16 protein-coding genes are annotated in these 18,368 nt (G+C 31.8%); 12 read left to right on the top strand and 4 right to left on the bottom strand.

The window, feature by feature from the left end:
- The first annotated feature begins 77 nt into the window (after positions 1–77).
- Genes MSM_RS01110 through MSM_RS01095 form a run of 4 tightly spaced genes read left to right on the top strand, consistent with a single transcriptional unit; the run spans position 78 to position 3,084 of the window.
- Positions 78–803 (top strand): hypothetical protein, encoded by a 726-nt coding sequence (locus MSM_RS01110; RefSeq protein WP_011953767.1) that lies wholly within the window; start codon positions 78–80, stop codon positions 801–803.
- Between the two features lie 15 nt (positions 804–818).
- Positions 819–1,679 carry a succinate--CoA ligase subunit alpha gene (sucD, locus tag MSM_RS01105; protein WP_004034866.1) on the top strand — a complete coding sequence of 287 codons (861 nt, stop codon included), beginning with the start codon at positions 819–821 and terminating at the stop codon, positions 1,677–1,679.
- Positions 1,680–2,882, top strand: coding sequence for a hydroxymethylglutaryl-CoA reductase (NADPH) (gene hmgA, locus MSM_RS01100; RefSeq protein ID WP_011953766.1), 1,203 nt, complete (start codon positions 1,680–1,682; stop codon positions 2,880–2,882).
- Position 2,883: 1 nt separating this feature from the next.
- Positions 2,884–3,084: a hypothetical protein gene (locus MSM_RS01095; protein WP_011953765.1), complete on the top strand. Its 201-nt coding sequence runs from the start codon at positions 2,884–2,886 to the stop codon at positions 3,082–3,084.
- Here MSM_RS01095 and MSM_RS01090 read toward each other — a convergent pair.
- The 3 genes from MSM_RS01090 to MSM_RS09190 are packed head-to-tail and all read right to left on the bottom strand — an operon-like array spanning position 3,081 to position 4,380.
- Positions 3,081–3,722, bottom strand: coding sequence for a DUF116 domain-containing protein (locus MSM_RS01090; RefSeq protein ID WP_011953764.1), 642 nt, complete (start codon positions 3,720–3,722; stop codon positions 3,081–3,083). The genes MSM_RS01095 and MSM_RS01090 overlap by 4 nt on opposite strands.
- A gap of 6 nt (positions 3,723–3,728) precedes the next feature.
- Complete coding sequence (locus MSM_RS01085; protein WP_048058600.1) at positions 3,729–4,181, bottom strand: hypothetical protein; 453 nt, start codon at positions 4,179–4,181, stop codon at positions 3,729–3,731.
- A 43-nt stretch (positions 4,182–4,224) separates the two neighbouring features.
- Positions 4,225–4,380, bottom strand: coding sequence for a hypothetical protein (locus MSM_RS09190; RefSeq protein ID WP_004034277.1), 156 nt, complete (start codon positions 4,378–4,380; stop codon positions 4,225–4,227).
- A 206-nt stretch (positions 4,381–4,586) separates the two neighbouring features.
- Between MSM_RS09190 and MSM_RS01080 the strand changes: the two genes are divergently transcribed.
- Positions 4,587–5,810: an FprA family A-type flavoprotein gene (locus MSM_RS01080; RefSeq protein WP_011953762.1), complete on the top strand. Its 1,224-nt coding sequence runs from the start codon at positions 4,587–4,589 to the stop codon at positions 5,808–5,810.
- Positions 5,811–5,897: 87 nt separating this feature from the next.
- On the opposite strand, the gene MSM_RS01075 is transcribed toward MSM_RS01080, so the two are convergent.
- Positions 5,898–6,908 (bottom strand): adhesin, encoded by a 1,011-nt coding sequence (locus MSM_RS01075; RefSeq protein WP_011953761.1) that lies wholly within the window; start codon positions 6,906–6,908, stop codon positions 5,898–5,900.
- A gap of 190 nt (positions 6,909–7,098) precedes the next feature.
- Between MSM_RS01075 and thsA the strand changes: the two genes are divergently transcribed.
- The 7 genes from thsA (at position 7,099) to thrC (ending at position 18,218) form a co-directional block, all read left to right on the top strand.
- A complete protein-coding gene (thsA, locus tag MSM_RS01070) occupies positions 7,099–8,754 on the top strand; it encodes a thermosome subunit alpha (RefSeq protein ID WP_004034270.1) in 1,656 nt (551 codons plus the stop codon).
- A 408-nt stretch (positions 8,755–9,162) separates the two neighbouring features.
- Positions 9,163–13,674, top strand: a complete 4,512-nt coding sequence (locus tag MSM_RS01065; protein ID WP_048058599.1) for a pseudomurein-binding repeat-containing protein — start codon at positions 9,163–9,165, stop codon at positions 13,672–13,674.
- A gap of 128 nt (positions 13,675–13,802) precedes the next feature.
- Positions 13,803–14,513, top strand: a complete 711-nt coding sequence (locus MSM_RS01060; RefSeq protein ID WP_004034266.1) for a metal-dependent transcriptional regulator — start codon at positions 13,803–13,805, stop codon at positions 14,511–14,513.
- A gap of 92 nt (positions 14,514–14,605) precedes the next feature.
- Positions 14,606–15,121: a tRNA-intron lyase gene (gene endA / locus MSM_RS01055; RefSeq protein ID WP_004034880.1), complete on the top strand. Its 516-nt coding sequence runs from the start codon at positions 14,606–14,608 to the stop codon at positions 15,119–15,121.
- Positions 15,122–15,229: 108 nt separating this feature from the next.
- On the top strand, positions 15,230–16,318 hold the full coding sequence (locus tag MSM_RS01050; protein ID WP_048058598.1) for a tryptophan--tRNA ligase: 1,089 nt from the start codon (positions 15,230–15,232) through the stop codon (positions 16,316–16,318).
- Positions 16,318–16,977 (top strand): stage II sporulation protein M, encoded by a 660-nt coding sequence (locus tag MSM_RS01045; RefSeq protein ID WP_004034260.1) that lies wholly within the window; start codon positions 16,318–16,320, stop codon positions 16,975–16,977. Before MSM_RS01050 ends, MSM_RS01045 begins: the two co-directional genes overlap by 1 nt.
- 44 nt (positions 16,978–17,021) lie before the next feature.
- Positions 17,022–18,218, top strand: coding sequence for a threonine synthase (thrC, locus tag MSM_RS01040; RefSeq protein ID WP_011953758.1), 1,197 nt, complete (start codon positions 17,022–17,024; stop codon positions 18,216–18,218).
- Positions 18,219–18,368 lie beyond the last annotated feature (150 nt).

Here is an 18,368-nt window from a genome sequence, read left to right as displayed (position 1 = left end):
AATAAAAGACATAATATATAACAATAAAATAAAAATTATTTTATTTATTTTTATAATCAATTATAAAAGGTGTTATTTTGAAAATTACAGCTATAGGTGCAGACATTTCTAGGAATGACGTGTCCTGTAGTAATACATTAGTAGAAAATATTGAGTCCGACCTTTACAAACTTAAAGCTTTAGGGGCTAGAGATGCTGCCCTGACAAATGTAACTGGTGATGATGTAGTTGTTAGTGCATTTGTAGAGGACGATTTACTTGAAAGTGTTAATGAAGGTATTGTAAATATATTAAAGGACAATGCTGAAAATTTAGGTGACCTTTCAGGAATATCTCAAAGTCCGGATACTGCAGGGGAAGGTATATCTTATGCTGAAGCTAGCATTCGCCAAGACAGATATCCTGATGCTATTGTTTTAGGTTTTGATACATATGGTGGGGAATCGTTTGTAGGAAATGCTGCCAATTCAGCTATTGAAGCAGCTAAAGGAATGAAAAACATGACTGATGTTTCTGATTTGATAGAACCTAAATCCAAAAAAATTCCTGGTGTAGGTTATGTTTCACCGGAAACTGATGATCCTGTAGTAGTAGCTACTGTTGAAAATATAGAATCTGTCGGTGTAATAGCAGGTGCGATGATTGGAGCAGCACTTGGAAATAAAAATGTGTATTTGGTTAAAAGAGGCACTAACTGTAATGTATTGCCTGGAAGTGTTATATTTTCTGCTACAGCTTTTATGAATGGAAATGTAATTGATTTGGCAGTTCCATTTGAAAACAAAACAAGAATTTTACGTTAAAAAGGTGGTTGTTTTATGATTTTATTAGATAATGATACAAAATGTTTGGTTCAGGGGATTACCGGAAAACAGGGATCTTTTCACACCGAACAAATGTTGGAATATAATACAAATATTTTGGCAGGTGTAACTCCTGGAAAAGGGGGTCAAGACTTTTTAGGTGTTCCTGTTTTCAATTCAATTGAAGAAGCAAAAGAGGAAACTGGCGTTAACTCTTCAATTATTTTTGTACCTGCAAAATTTGCAAAAGATGCGGCATTTGAATCTATAAGACATTTGGATTTGGTTGTTATTATTTCAGAACATATTCCTGTTCATGACAGTTTAAAAATAATGAATTATGCTCGTGAAATGGACACTACAGTTATAGGTCCAAACACTCCTGGAATTATAACTCCTGGTGTTGGTAAACTGGGAATTATGCCGACTCATATTTTTGAAGAAGGTAATGTCGGAGTAATTTCAAGAAGCGGAACTTTAACATACGAAGTAGCCAGCCAGCTTACCCGTGGAGGAATTGGTCAAAGTACATGTGTAGGTATAGGTGGAGACCCTGTAATCGGTACAAATTATATTGATATTCTTAAAAAATTTGAAGAAGATGATGACACTGAAGCTATTGTTTTAATTGGTGAAATTGGAGGTAATGCTGAAGAAAATGCAGCAGAATTTATTAAAGACAATATCTCCAAACCGGTAGTTTCATATATCGCAGGTAGGACCGCACCACCTGGTAAAAGAATGGGGCATGCAGGAGCTATTATTCATGGAAGTTCAGGTACTGCAGAAAGTAAAATTAATGCATTAACTGATGCCGGTGTAAGTGTAGCTAAAATGCCATCAGAAATTGTAGATTTAGTAAGGAAGTCAATTTAAATGAATTCTAAAGAAATTATTGATAAATTGTTAAATGGTGAAATGAAATTATACCAGGTAGACAAATATGTTTCACCAAAAGAGGCTACAGATATTAGAAGGGAATTTATAGAAAAAACAGCAGGCTGTGAATTACCGCATATGGCTAATTATTCTTTAGACATGGAAAGGGCATCTGCAAGAAACATTGAAAATCCAATTGGAACAATCCAGCTTCCTGTAGGTGTAGCCGGACCGTTAAAAATCAACGGAGATTACTGTAAAAGAGAGGTTTATGTTCCGTTAGCTACATCTGAAGGAGCACTTGTAGCATCAATTAACAGAGGTGCATCAACAATTACATCATCTGGAGGAGTAAATGCTCATGTTATTTCAGATATTATGACCAGAGCACCGGTAATTAAAACCTCTTCAGCAAGTGATGCTTTAAAAATTAAACAATGGTTTATTGATAATTTCCAAGAACTTAAAGAAATTGCAGAATCCACCACATCTCATGGTAAGCTTTTAAAAATTGATCCGATTCTAATTGTTGGAACTTATGTTTATCCACGTTTTGTTTACTCTACTGGAGACAGTATGGGTATGAACATGGTTACTATTGCTTCAGAAAAGATTTTAGATAAATTGGCTGATGAAACAACTGGAAGACACATTGCATTAAGCGGAAATGTATGTGTTGATAAAAAGCCTGCGGCAATTAACATGATTGAAGGAAGGGGAAAAAGTATTGTTGCAGATATTTTAATTCCTGAAGAAATAGTAAATAAAAAACTTAAAACAACTGCTGAAGCTATTGAAGAAGTAAATATAGCTAAAAATTTAATAGGATCTGCAGCAGCAGGTTCTATGGCATATAATGCTCATTATGCAAATATGGTTGCAGCTATCTTTTTGGCAACAGGTCAGGATGCAGCTCATGCAGTGGAAGGTTCTTTAGGTATTACAACAGCTGAAAACAGAAACGGAGATTTGTATTTCTCAGTAAACCTTCCGGATGTACCGATAGCTACTGTTGGTGGAGGTACAAGCTTAGAAACTGCTCATGAGGGTTTGGATATTCTTGGTGTTGCAGGTTCCAATAAGGCTCGTGAATTTGGTGAAATTGTTGCAGCTACTGTTTTGGCTGGAGAATTATCTTTAGTTGGTGCTCTTGCAGCAGGTCATTTAGCTAGAGCTCATCAGGAACTTGGAAGAGGATAATATGGATGAAAATATATTTTATCCAGAATTAACTTTAGAAACTGATGATATTATAATGGAATTGGCTATAAAAAAAGATTATTCTAAAATCAGAGATTCAGATAAAAGAAAAGAAGAATTTATAAAGGATTTGCATGACTTTATTGATGAATTCAGTCAGGCTGATGAATCTTTGGACTTTATAAAATATTATGATGATTAGTATTTGGAATTTAATTTTTCAAATACTTTTTTAATATCTACTTTTGTTTCAAAACATCCTGTTTTGGAAAGTAAAACACCCTGAGGACAATAATCAGAAAGCAGCATCATCATCTGATTTAAGTCTTCATGACATGCCACTCCAATAACTGCTTTGAAGTTGTTTTCTTTAACTATTTTTTTAACAAAGCTTGATCCGGGAACAATATATAAACTGTATCCCAGTTTGTCTGCCTTTTTCTTGATAACGCCAATGGAACATTTGCCGCATTCTGTACAGATTACTCCTTCTTTTTGAAGTGCAGCCTGACAGTCCCTGTGTCTTAAACAGTGAGGTAAAAAGATTAAAGTTTCTTCAGCAGGTATTTTTTTGAATTTTTCCTTATTTACATCATCCCTGACTTCAATGCTGATTCTGTCAATCATATCATCGTCTATTTTCAGCAGTCTAGCTATTGTTTTGAAAGGTGAGTAAAATACATCTACAACAAAAAGAATAAACCTTGGAAATATGATTATGTTCTTTTTAAGCAGGATTTTACCAAGGGTAATAGCTATTATAAATAATATAATAATTAGTATGATTATAAAGACTATTCCCTGTCCAAGTAATGTGTAAATAAATTCTAAAAGTTTCATTTTAATCTAAAATTTTTCAATTGTGTATTTGTCAAAGTATTGGTTTAATTTAATTCCGGTTTCTGTTTTGCTGATTTCTAAACCGGATAGTGAATCACAGGAACATAAAACATCCTGTTCGGGGTGTGTTCCAGGAGTGATATTACAATTTAGACAGACTCTATCACCTACAGATAAAACTGTCTCCAGTCGTTTGGTGGAGGGATGTTCTTTGTTTAGAATTACAAGTGGAGAATTTTCTTCACGGGTTAAATATGCCTGAGAGCGGATAGCTCGCTTGTCTTTTTTAAAGTTAGATACAGCTATTAAGTCATCTTTTTCTAAAAATTGGACAATTTCTTCATTGTTCTGTGTAGCTATAAATAACATTTTATTTTCATAGGCTACTTTTATGATTCCTACCATCCCGGTTTCACCTTCCAGAAATAGGATTTCATCATTATTAAACTCAATAATCAAAGTACCACCTAAAAAATAAAAATAGAGTAAACAGGTTTGAAGCTTACTCTTTACATTCAACATTGTCGCTTTGACAGGATGGACAAATTACTTTTCTGCCAAGGCCTTTGAAATCGTTTCCACAATCTAAACATCTGTATCTTTTTGTTTTTAATTTTTTCAAATCAATGTCCGCCATTGGACCTCCTGTAGAACACATTGTAAATCACCTATTATTTCAATATATATAATATATGTTATTATGTTACTATTTATTATTTGCCATTTTAATTTAATCAAGGTAAATAGTATTATTAGATATATATTTATTTGTGCATTCTGGATGTTTTGTTAATGTCCCATTAATTATTAATATAATTACGAACAGAATATATCTTGATAAATTTATATTTAGGTGATTTTTTTATGAAAGCAGATGCTACTAAAATTACTGATGGAGTATATTGGGTCGGTGTATTGGATTGGGATTTAAGAGATTATCACGGTTACAGTTTAGATGGAACTACATACAATTGTTATTTGGTATTTGGTGAAGATAAAGTAGCTTTAATTGATAACGTATATCCTGGAACCTCTGCACAGTTATGGGGTAGAGTAAAAGATGCATTCCAGCAAGAAGGAAGAGAATTTAAAATAGATGTAATTATTCAAAACCATATTGAAAACGATCACAGCGGTTCCCTTCCTGAATTTGTTAAAAAATTCCCGGATGTTGAAGTTTATTGTTCACAGATGGCTGTAAACGGATTAAAAAATCATTTACCATCTTTAAAAGACTATGATTTTAATGTTGTAGGAACTGGAGACAGTTTAGATTTAGGTGGAAAAACTTTAGCATTTGTAAATGCACCAATGCTTCACTGGCCGGACAGCATGTTTACATTATTAGTTGAAGACGGAATATTATTCTCTAATGATGCATTTGGTCAACATATCTGTTTTAGTGAAAGGTTTAGTGATGAGGTAGAAGAAACAATCCTATTAAATAATGCACAAAAGTTCTATGCTAATCTGGTTGTTAACTCTTCTTTAATGTATAATAATAAGATGAAAGAATTAGCTGATCTGGATTTAGTCAGTAAAGTTAAGATGATTGCACCTTCTCACGGTCAAATCTTTAAAGATCCTTCATTAATTATTAACAAATATAATGAATGGGCTAACGGTGTATGTAAGGATAAGGTAACTTTAATTTATGACACTATGCATCATTCAACCCAAAAAATGGCAGCATCCATTGCAGAAGGTATTATGTCTGAAGGATTTGAAGTTAAAATGTACTTCCTGCATGAAGATGACAGAAGTGATGTTGTAACTGATGTTTTAGACAGTAAAGCAATCTGTTTAGGTGCACCTACCATTATGAACAAGGCATATCCAAGTGTTGGAGACATTATTTATTATTTGGATGCTCTTAACTTTAAAGCAACGGGATACACCAAAAAAGCAGTAGTATTCGGTTCTAAAGGATGGGGTGGAGGAGCTAATAAAAAAATGAGTGCTGATTTGGAAGCAGCTGGTTTTGATATTGTTGATCAATTTGACACTATTTTCATACCTGATGATGATGTTTTAGATCAATGTTATGATTTAGGTAAAAAATTAGCCCAATCTTTAAAAGATGAATAATTTTTTTATTTGTCTTTATACTTTTTTTTTTAAAAAAATAAGAATGAAAGTTTTTATAAACTTTCAAAATTTAATTTTATTTTATAGTTAACCCATAACAAAACGTTTAACTATAACAGTTTGGGAAGCAAATGATTCTCCGAATGTTGCAGTACATATATGGTATGTATTTCCCCAATCTGCATTAACATATATAATGGCATCGATTATACCAAATTTGTCAGTAGTGCCTTTATAAATGATTCCATTTATATTAAATGTTACTAGTTGATTAGCTAAGGGGTTTCCTTTTTCGTCAAGAGTTGTTGCTCTGCATTGAGCATAAGCCTTTCCATTACCAATAAACATTACAGGTATAACATATCCTTCAGGCAGTATTACATTTGATGCATTATTTAAATCTAGCAGTTGTATTCTTGACACTACATTAATGTTATTGGATTTTTCTTCACCTGTAATCAGGTTGTAAACCGTTACAATATAGTTTCCAGGATCTAGGTTAATATTTAACTGGGCTACTCCTTTTTCATTGGTTTTACGTTCGTAGAATATTCCATTTATATTGAAACGTACGGTTTTATTAACTAAAGCTTTTCCAGTTTTATCATACAATGTAACTGAATATTGTGTTGCATTTTTAAAATATTTTGTAAGGTCGCTACCGTTAATACTTGATAGGACAGTTATATTATTAGTTATTGTTTCATTGGTGATTGGATTGTATGATATTATTGTATAGTTACCTGATTCTAAATTAATATTTAATTTGGCGGTACCATTATTGTCAGTTGTTTTAATATAACTTACTCCATTAACACTAAAAGTTATATTTTTATTAGTTAGTGGAGTTCCATTTTCATTATAAAATGTAGCGCAGAATCCTTTATCATCTTTATAATATTTCTCTAAGTCATTTGAGATTATAGATGATTTATTTGTAAGTTCATTAGATGTGGCTATTGTTTCATCTATTAAAACTTCATTTAATGGATTAATATTGTTTGTAGTATTAACATCAATATTTTGTGCACTTACATTTGAAATGGAAAATAGTGCTAATGTTAATAGTAATATTAAAACTATTTTCTTAAGTTTCATAATAATCACATTTTTTAATGTAAATTAATTTTTACATTCTGTAATGTATATGTTACATTTTATAGTATATATATATGTTATGCAATTTTGAATATGCTAAAGTTTTTATATAACCTCAAACTCATTATTAATATATAAAACTTTTTGATTTTATATTGTTTTTTTATAGAAATTTATTAATTAAGGTGATATGATGGCAAATCAACCAATATTCATTCTTCCTGAAGGTACTGAAAGGTATTCCAAAAGAGATGCTTTAAGAATGAATATTACAGCAGCTAAAGTTTTAAAAGATATTGTAAGAACTACTTTAGGTCCTAAAGGAATGGACAAAATGTTAACTGATTCATTAGGTGATGTTATTGTTACTAATGACGGTGCAACTATAATGAGAGAAATGGATATCACTCAACCTGCTGCTAGAATGCTTGTAGAAACAGCTAAAAAACAAGAAGACATTGTTGGAGACGGAACCACTTCCGTTGTTGTAATAGCTGGTGAATTATTAGTTAAAGCTCAAGAATTATTAGAAGATGGAATTGCAACTTCTGTTATTGTAAAAGGTTACAGAAATGCAGCAGCTAAATCTATTGAAATTTTAAACAATGTAGCTATGGATGCAGATGATAGGGAAACTCTTAAAAAAGTAGCTATGACTGCTATGACAGGTAAAGGATCAGATTATGCTAAAGATAAATTAGCTGATTTAGTAGTAGATGCAGCTTTAAGAATAGCCGAAGACGGTGAAATAGATATTGACAACATTAATATCCAAAGAATTTCCGGAGATTCAGTTGAAGATTCCTTTTTAGCTGAAGGTATTGTTATGGATAAAGATCCAGTATCTAAAAACATGCCTACTGATGTTGAAGATGCTAAAATTGCTTTAATTAAATATCCTATTGAATTAAAAGAAATCAACACTGATGCTAAAATTGATATTACAGACCCTGCACAATTTGAAGCTTTCTTAAACAATGAAGAAGAAATGATTAAAGATTTAGTAGATAAAGTTGTTGCATCCGGAGCAAATGTATTGTTCTGTCAAAAAGGTATTGACGATATGGCACAACACTACTTAAACAAAGCAGGAATCATGGCTTATAAAAGAGTTAAAAAATCAGACATGGAAAGAATCAACAAAGCTACCGGTGCTCAGTATGTAACTGATATTGAAGATTTAACTGCTGACAAATTAGGTTCTGCAGGTCATGTATATGTTGATAAAATATTCGACCACAAATTAACTTTCATTGAAGAATGTGAAAATCCAAAAGCATCTTCCATTGTACTTAGGGGAAGTACCCGTTATGTAACTGAACAAATTAGCAGAGCATTAGATGATGCTTTAGGTGTTGTAGCAGCTACTATTGAAGACGGCAAAGTTCTCATTGGTGGAGGAGCTTGTGAAATTGATTTAGTAAAAGGATTAAGAGCATATGGTGAATCTGTAAGTGGAAGAGAACAATTAGCTATTTTAGCTTATGCAAATGCAGTTGAAGTTATTCCAAGAACTTTAATTGAAAATGCTGGTTTAGATACCATTAATTTAATTGCAGAATTAAAAGCTGCTCATGAAGACTCTTCAAAAATCGGTATTAATGTATTTACCGGCAAACTTGTTGACATGGAAGAAGCAGGTGTTATTGAACCACTGAGGATTAAAACACAAGCTATCAAAGCTGCTAGTGAAGCTGCTGAAATGATATTACGTATTGATGATATGATTGCAGCTAGAAATGCATTAAACTCTTCAGGTCCTGACGAGTCCGGAAATGATGCTAGCGGAATGCCTCCGATGGGTGGAATGCCTGGAGGTATGGGTGGAATGCCACCTATGATGTAAAATTATTTACATCTTTTTTTATTTTTTATTTTTATTGCTTATTTTTCAATTTACTAAATTTACTTGTTTGTTTTTTACTATAATTCCATTCAAATTTATCTTTTTGGTTTTTATAACTTGTTTGTTATTTTATTTTACTTTAAACGAAATTTTTATAATCTTTTATAATTTCATAATCTTATAAAACTTAAAAGATTACTTATTGTAATTTTAACTTATTATCTCTTAAATCAATATAATTTTTATTAATTTCTTAATATTCTGGGGTTTTAATGCTTAATTTTTTAAATTAAAGCTATTTAAGCAGTTTTATTAAATAAATAGATTTATATACAATATTCTTAATATAATTAAGTACTGAAAATAATTTTTTAATTTATAGTTAAATTAAATTTATAATGGAGGTAAGTGATTTTGAAAAAACGTGTAATGATCTTTGCATTGATGATTCTGACTGTATTTTTGTCAGTTAGTGCAGTCTCTGCAATGGATGCAAATACTGTTGACTCAAATTCTACAGTATTAACAGCTGCTGATGATTCATTATCTGTTGATGAATCAAATAGTAATGTTTCTTTCTCCAGTAGTAATGTTATTGAAGAAAATAACAATAATGTAATTGGGGATGGCAACCAGCAAAAAGCTGTTAATTTAGATGCACCTAGTATAGAATTGTATTATAAGAATGGTACTAGGTTCATGATTAATTTAACTGATGAAAATGGAAACGGATTAGCTAATCAAACTGTAAGTATCCTAATTAATGGTGTTACTTATAATAAGATTACTGATGAAAATGGTTCAACTTCTATAGGTATAAATTTATACTCTGGTTTGTATCATGTTACTGTGAGTTACAAAGGAACAACTGAATATGCTCCGGCTAGCATTACTTCAGATATTAATGTACTGCCAACTATAAAAGGTGAGGATATTGTAATGATCTATAAAGACGGGACTTCATATCATGCCACTTTTTTAGACGGCCGTGGTAATCCTTTAATAAATGCTACTGTTAGGTTTAATATTAATGGGGTATTTTATAGTCGTGTTACTGATGATAAAGGTGTAGCTAGTTTAGGTATCAAGCTTCGTCCTGACACTTATATATTAACTGCATATAATCCTAATGACGGTTATGAATGTGGAAATACTGTTAAGGTATTGCCTACAGTTGTAGCTGAAGATTTAAATAAATTATATTTGGATAAAAATCAGTTTTATGCTACTTTCTTACATAATGATGGCACTCCTTTAGTTAATACTACTGTTAAGTTTAATATTAATGGTGTATTTTATAATCGTGTTACTGATAACAATGGTGTAGCTAAACTTAACATTAAACTATTCCCTGGAAAATATATATTAACTGCATATAATCCACTTGATGGATATGATGTAGGTTTCGCTGTTACAGTTGTTGATTCTGTCAGTACTGTTATCAAAACACAACATTATGATTTCATATCTGGTGAAGGTAATGTTGTAAGTATTGTATTGTATGATCAGTTTAATCATACTGTAAGTAATCAGACTGTTAATCTTAAGGTAGGTGGTGTTACATATACAAGTACTACTGATGATAATGGTATAGCTAAATATAATATTAAATTGACTACTCCAGGTAATTATACTGCAACTTATACCTTTAATAAGAATGGGGGATATTTGGCATCAAGTGCATCAAATACTATTTCTGTTTATGAAGGTAAGGATGTAATTTTCATACCTGAAAATAATGTGGTATTTAAAACTGATTTGTTTTCAGTTTTAGTAAAAGATGAAGACGGTAATTTAGTAGTCAATAAAACTGTTCTATTTAATATAAACGGTATTAATTATGTAATGGTAACTGATAAAAATGGTGTTGCTAGCATAAGTCTTAGATTGGATCCTAATGTATACAACATTTCATATACATTAAATGATACAGGTTACAAAAAATCTACAGGCTCTACTATGGTATCTGTAATAACTACTAATGCAACAGTTATTCAGGGTAGTGATATTACTGTAGGTAAAGATGCATATCAGCAGTTCAATGTTACATTAACTGCAGGTGGAGTTCCTTTAATTAATAAGACTGTAACTATTAGTGTGAATGGTGTAAGTTATACTAGAATTACTGATAATAATGGTGTTGCCAGTTTAACTATTCGTTTGGATGCAGGTACTTATCTTGTAACTTATTCATTTAACGGAGATTCCAAATTAGCTCCAAGTAATGGTAAAGCATACTGTACTGTTGTAGACAGAAAAAATTCATTATTTGTTGTTAATGGAAGTACAGTATTTACTCAAAATTCAACTGAAGAATTTAAAGTTTTACTTAAAAATAGTGACGGCAGTCCTATAGCTAATGAAAAAGTTATATTCACAGTTAACGGTATAGATTATACCAGCACAACTGATGCTAATGGAATTGCCAGTTTAAGTATAAAATTGGTAACTGTAGGTACATATGAAATATCATATAAATTTGCAGGCAATAATGAAAATTTAGGCTGTGAAGGCAGCAGTTCAATTGTAATAACCAAATATATTAATAATGGAAATGGATACTGGGTTCAGGGAGCTAACATGTACAATGTGGATTTGGTTGGTTTAGCAGCTTCAGGAACAGGTAATATTTTCTTAAATTTCTATGCATTTACTAAATACGGAGAATCCAGTGTATTGTCATGGATTAAACAGGCTAATTCTCATGGTATTAAAGTTCATATTTGGATGCAGGTATTTTATGACGGAGGATGGCTTTCCCCATTAAATAGTGACGGATCCATCAACACTGCTTTATTCAATGAGAGAATAGCTGAAGCTAAAAAATATGCTGCACTTCCAGGAGTAGCAGGTGTTCACTTTGATTACTTAAGATATCCAGGTACTGCATATAAACATCCTGGCGGAACTGCAGCTATAAGTGAATTTGTAAAATTAGCTACAACTGCTATACGTGGTGTTAATCCTAACTGTTTAATTTCTGCAGCAGTAATGCCTGAAAAAAATGATGCATATGTATATGGTCAGGATATTGCGGTTATCAGCAAATATCTGGATATTATAGTTCCTATGGTTTATAAAGGAAATTATAATTCAGGAACCAGCTGGATTTCATCAATTACTCAATGGTTTGTTGAAACTTCCAATGGAGCAGCAGTTTGGGTAGGTTTACAAACATATGTATCTGATAATGACATTACAAAACTGCCAGTTTCAGAACTGTCAAAAGATGCTCAAACAGCATATGATGCCGGTGCAAAGGGTGTTATGATGTTTAGATGGGGTTTATCTAACTTCATTGATTTCAATAAATTAAACACTCATGAAATCACTCCATCTTATGGTGATTCTGTATCTATAAATTCCATTTTGGCTGCTTCAGCATCTTTGAAAAAGTATATTGAAGATAAAGGGGTATTGCCTAAGTTTGTAACTGTTGGCAATTTCAATTATACTGTACCTCAGTTTTTATACTTGATGACTAAGGCTACTGAAGGAATAGCTAACGGTAATTTAAAAGCGATTACAGCTATTTTAGTCAATGCTTCATCTAAAACTTCTGGTGATGTAATCAATAAGCAGTTGGTAAAATCTGAATTTGTATCATTGGCTAAAACATTGTCTAGTTATATGTCTGCAAATGGTATAGCTCCAGGTAATGTTTCAAGTACTTTAGGTGATATCAAATATGAATCATTGATTTATGCATATGCGAGGGTATTATCCTATTATCAATCCAACAGTGCACTTCCTAACTTTGTATTTGTTACAAATTTATTGGACAATTACTCTTTAACTGTTACAATGAAAGTAAGTGTAGGAGGCACATCTTACAAACCTAATGTGTTATATACTACTGTCTGGTTAAATTACTGCCCTAACTGCGGTTATTACGGAACTTTGCTGGTTAATCCTAAAGGTACTGCAGAAGGAGAACTTACCTGTGCATACTGTGACTGTGATTACTGTGGTGTTTCTGGTAATGAGAAACTTTCATCTTCTACCAGAGTGTTGACCAGATTAACTGAAAGTATTCCAGAATCTTCAGGTGAAGTGGGAGATAACATATCTATAGATGCTATATTGGATGCTGCTAAGGTTTTAAAAGCACATATTCAGGCAAATAATGCATTGCCCGATTATGTAATTGTAAACGATGAACAGTACACTTTATCTCAATTCTTATACTTGATGAGTAAAGCTATTGGTAATATTAATGACGGTAATTTGGGAAATATTACTGTTGTTGGAGCTTCCAGTCCAGGTACTCCAAATGGTGACAAAATATCAACCAACATTAATAAAACTGAATATTTGGATGTTGCATCTAGAGTTTCCCAGTATATCATTAGTAACGGACAGGCTCCGAATTATGCATCTTCAAGTGCAGGTAAAATAAGCTATGCTGATTTATTGGATGCATTTTCAAGAATATTGGCTTATTATGCGGACAACAGTAAAACATTACCTAATTTCGTATTGATCAATAATACTGGAGGTTCCGGAGCTTCAGCATTGGTTGCTGATAAAGCAAAAGAATTGGTCAAAGGCATAAACTCTACAAGGGATAAGGCTGATGCTTTATTTAAATTTGTAAGAGATAAAATAAGTTATAGTTCATATTTCAATACTGTTTACGGTGCTGAAGGTACTTTAATCAAAGGTTATGGAAACTGTTGTGACCAAGCACAGTTATTAGTGGCAATGGCCAGGTCTGTTGGTTTGACTGCCAGATTTGCTACTGGATACTGTTCATTTACAAGTGGTTTAAATGTTGGTCATGTATGGGTTCAATTTTACATAGATGGAAAATGGGTTGTTGCTGATCCAACAAGTACCAGAAACTCTTTAGGTGTAATCAAGAATTGGAACACTAATTCTTACACTGACAGAGGAACTTATGATGTTTTACCTTATTAACTCAATTTTTTGAGTTAATACTTCTTTTTTTATTTTTAAAATTTATTTTTCACTATTATATTTAGGCTATCCCAAACTTTTTATACTCTTAATTCCAATATATAATTGTTTAATCTAGGTGAAATCTTATGGCAAATGATGGAATTAGTGAAAATATTGAAGAATATTTGGAAGTTCTTTATCGTAATGGTAGTAATAAAGAACAAATCTCTACTACAACTTTATCTAAGGAATTAGGGATTGCACCTGGTAGTGTAACTCAAATGCTTAAAAAATTAGAAAAATTAAATTATGTTAATTATGTTCCGTATAAGGGAGCTTCTTTAACTGATGAAGGGATGAAAATTGCTCAAAAAATAACAAGGAAGCATAGGATTCTTGAAAAATTTTTAATTGAAGTTTTAAATATTAAACAGGAAAATGTCCATGAGCAAGCCTGTAAGATGGAACATACTTTATCTGATGAAGCTGAAAGAGCACTTTGTACAATGTTACATCATCCAGATTTAGGTCCTAGCGACGGTCTTATTCCTGCTTGTGATTTGGAATTCAGTAACTGCAGCCAATGTTTCTCAGTAAAAGATTTTGATCAAGTTATAAACAGGAAATTTAATTTATTGTCTATTTCAGAATTAAACTCAAGTACTGAAGGTATTGTATCTTTTATTCGTGGAAATTCTGAACTTTTAGATAAAATTTCTGCTTTGGGGATATCTGTTGGGTCAGATATTTATTATCGCGATTATCATGATGATTCCGGTGTTTTTGTAATATCTATTGGTGATAAAAACATTGAACTGTCAAAAGATATGGCAAATAATATTTTTATAAGAGTTTAGCTCTTATTTCTTTTTTTTTCTAAAGGTATATATAATACTGTAATCATAAATAACTCCATTAAATATAATTTTTTTCTTTTGATGGTGTTTTAATGCGCGGAAATTTATCTAATGATATTGTATCTATAAAAATTGAAGAAGGTAGTAAAAGACCGATAGCTTTACATGAAAAAAGTCTATTTGGTAAAATTGAAGCAGATACTTTGAATCTTTCTTTAATTGAAGCTTGTTATTTACATGAGAAAGGTCGTTTGGATGTTTATGAAGATGAAATCAAATGCAGTTTGGATTATCTTATTGACCTTTTGAAAAATAAGGAGATTTATGGAAAATACATTGTTTTTCGTGATTTGAAAGACCGTGGTTATGTTATTAAAACCGGATTTAAATATGGTTCAGATTTCCGTTTGTATAATCGTGGAGGAGGTCCTGGAAAAGGACATTCCGACTATCTTGTTAAAATTATTTATGAAACTTATGAGATTGATGCACTGGATTTCTCAAGTTATGTTAGAGTTTCTCATGGTGTTAACAAGAAACTTCTTCTGGCTATTGTAGATGACGATTTGGATATTACATACTACAATGTTGAATGGACAAGACCATAAGTTTTAATTAAAGAAATGATTTATATTTTTATAGGTAATTAGATTTACCATTATAATTCTTAATTATATATTTAATTTAATGTATTTACTGTAGATAAGGTGATTTATTTGATAGATCCATGGGCATCATCAAGTGTAGATTATGATAAATTAGTCAATCAATTTGGAATTCAAAAATTTTCAGACTTGATTGATGATGTGGAAAACCCTCACAGATTAATGAAAAGAGGAGTAATTTTTGGACATAGGGACTTTGATAAGGTCAATAATTTAATTAATAAAAAAGAGGACTTTGCAGTTGTTGGTGGAATGATGCCAAGTGGCCAAATGCATATTGGTCATAAAATGGTTGTTGACCAGTTGAAATGGTATCAGGACAAAGGTGCAATGTTATCTATTTTAATAGCTGATTTGGAATCATATGCTGCCAGAGACATGAGTTTTGAAAAGGCAAGAGATATAGCTGTCAATGAATATTTAACTAATTATATTGCATTAGGTCTGGATTTGGAAGAGGATAATGTTAATGTTTATCTTCAATCCAAAAATGATACTCTCAGGGACTTGGCTTTTAAGGCTTCTAAAAAAACAAATTTCAATGAATTAAAAGCTATTTATGGATTTACCCAATCAACAAACATTGCTCATATTCAGGCACCTCTTGTTCAGGTGGCGGATATTTTGCTTCCGCAGCTTGAAGAATTTGGAGGTCCTAAAAGAGTTGTAGTTCCTGTTGGAGTAGATCAGGACCCTCATATAAGATTAACAAGAGATATAGCTCACAAACTTAATGATGAATACGGATTCATCCCTCCGTCTTCCACTTATCACAGATTCCTTACTGGTTTAAGCGGAGATAAAATGAGCAGCAGCAAACCTTCTACAGCAATTTATTTAAATGAAGATAGTGAAACTGCAGCTAAAAAAGTTAAAACAGCTAAAACTGGTGGTAGAGAAAGCTTAAAAGAACAGCAGGAATTAGGCGGTCAGGTAGATAACTGTGTAATTTATGAAATGTTTGTATACCACCTGATTGATGATGACAAAGAACTTGAAAAAATACGTCATGACTGTCTGGACGGGTCTTTACGCTGTGGAGACTGTAAAGCAAAAGCCAGTGAATTGATTGTTGAAATGTTTGATGAAATTCATGACAAACAGGATGAAGCTCGTGAAATAGCTAATAATCTGATATAATGTTAAATATTAAAAATGAAATTAAATCAGCTTTTTTAGAAAACAAAACTGCTGTTTATATTTCAATTATCCTTTTATTAGGTACATTAATTGCAGGTTATGTTCTGCAGCCTTATTTGCAAAGTATCTTTGATCCTGTTGTGGATAAGCTAACTGAAGATGTAAAAAATGGTGTTATAACTTTAACATTTCAGACAATTTTTACAAATAACATTTTAATTGTTTTCAGAATGTTTGTACTTGGAATATTCTTTTGTTTTTCAGGAGTTATTCTTGCATACAACGGCTTTTTTGTAGGTTATTATATAGCCAGTTCCCAAAATCTTTTTAGGGTTTTATTATACATTATACCTCACGGGATTTTCGAATTTTCATCATGTATAATAGCTACTGCATCCGGATTTGTGCTGTTCCATTTTTTATTCAGACTGGTGTATAATATAGCAAAGCCAGATTTTGACTATATTGAACTTGAAGATAAATTTTATAATTTGACTTTTAAGGATAAACTGGTATACTCACTTGAGAAAAATTATGATAAATTAAAACAGTCATTGGTTTTACTTGGTGTGGCAGTTATTTTAATGGCAATAGCTGGGGTTATTGAAGTTTATTTAACTGTACCTATTGCAAATTTTATTCTTTCAATTTTTGGTTAAATTTTTATATTGATGATTATTAAAATAATATGTAGTGATTTTTTATGATTAGATGTGTTTCATGCGGAGAAGAATATGATAATGATGAGATAATTTACACTTGTGAAAAATGTGGATCTGTTCTCGAACTTGTTAGTGATTTTGATGTTTCTAAAGATATCTTTGACGGCAGAAAAGATACTTTATGGAAATTTAAAGAATGCATACCTGTTGATGAATCTAAAATTGTTTCACTCAACGAAGGTGGAACTCCATTTTGCAAATGCGACAAATTGGGGGATGAATTAGGTATCAATTTATATGTTAAAGTTGAAGGGTCAAATCCGACAGGAAGTTTCAAGGACAGGGGAATGACTGTTGGTATGACCAAAGCTATGGAACTTGGAGTTCATACTGTTGGCTGTGCTTCAACAGGAAATACATCAGCATCTCTTGCAGCATATGCAGCTAGAGCAGGTTTACGTTGTATTGTATTTTTACCTTCCGGAAAAGTAGCTTTAGGAAAATTGGCACAGGCTATGTTCCACGGTGCTGAAGTAATGTCCATTAACGGAAACTTTGATGAAGCACTTGAAGCTATGACTGCTCTTGCATTAGAAAAACATCTTTACTTATTAAACTCAATTAACCCTTACAGATTAGAAGGTCAAAAAACAATCGGATATGAAATATTAAGGGATTTAGGATGGCAATCTCCAGACAGGATTATTCTGCCTGTTGGAAATGCAGGAAATATTTCAGCTATCTGGAAAGGTGTTAAAGAGTTTTACGAAGCAGGTTTTGTAGATAGTGTACCTATGATGACCGGAATTCAGGCTGAAGGTGCATGTCCAGTTACAAATGCATTTAAAAAACATGCTGATAGGGTTGTTCCAGTAGAAAATCCGGAAACAATAGCTACTGCAATTCGTATAGGTGCTCCTGTAAGTGACATTAAAGCTTTAAGGGCTATTTATGAGTCTGACGGATATTCTGAAACTGTAAGTGATGAAGAGATATTGGATGCTCAAAAATTATTAGCTAGAAAAGAGGGAATAGGTGTTGAACCGGCTTCTGCAGCTTCAATTGCAGGTCTTAAAAAATTATGTGACGAAGGAGTTGTAGATAATGGAGAAACTGTAACCTGTGTTGTTACCGGTCATTTACTTAAAGATCCGAATACTGCAATTGATGCATGTACTAAACCAAAACAAGTGGATGCAGATATTGACACTTTAAGAAAAATTTTAATGAATAAATAGTTTTATAGCTATTTTTAATCTTTTTTCTCTTTTTTTATTTTTAATTTTATTATAAATACTTTATATTTTCATATTTTCATCTGATTTTTTATTTTGGTTACTCTTTGAAAAACATTTCACTTTTCAGTAAGTAGCACCTTAATGATAGGA

It is taken from the genome of Methanobrevibacter smithii ATCC 35061 (assembly GCF_000016525.1).
In the GTDB taxonomy this organism is placed as follows: domain Archaea; phylum Methanobacteriota; class Methanobacteria; order Methanobacteriales; family Methanobacteriaceae; genus Methanocatella; species Methanocatella smithii.
The sequence above is the reverse complement of the archived record's forward strand: the minus strand, read 5'-3'. Positions and strand labels throughout refer to the sequence as shown.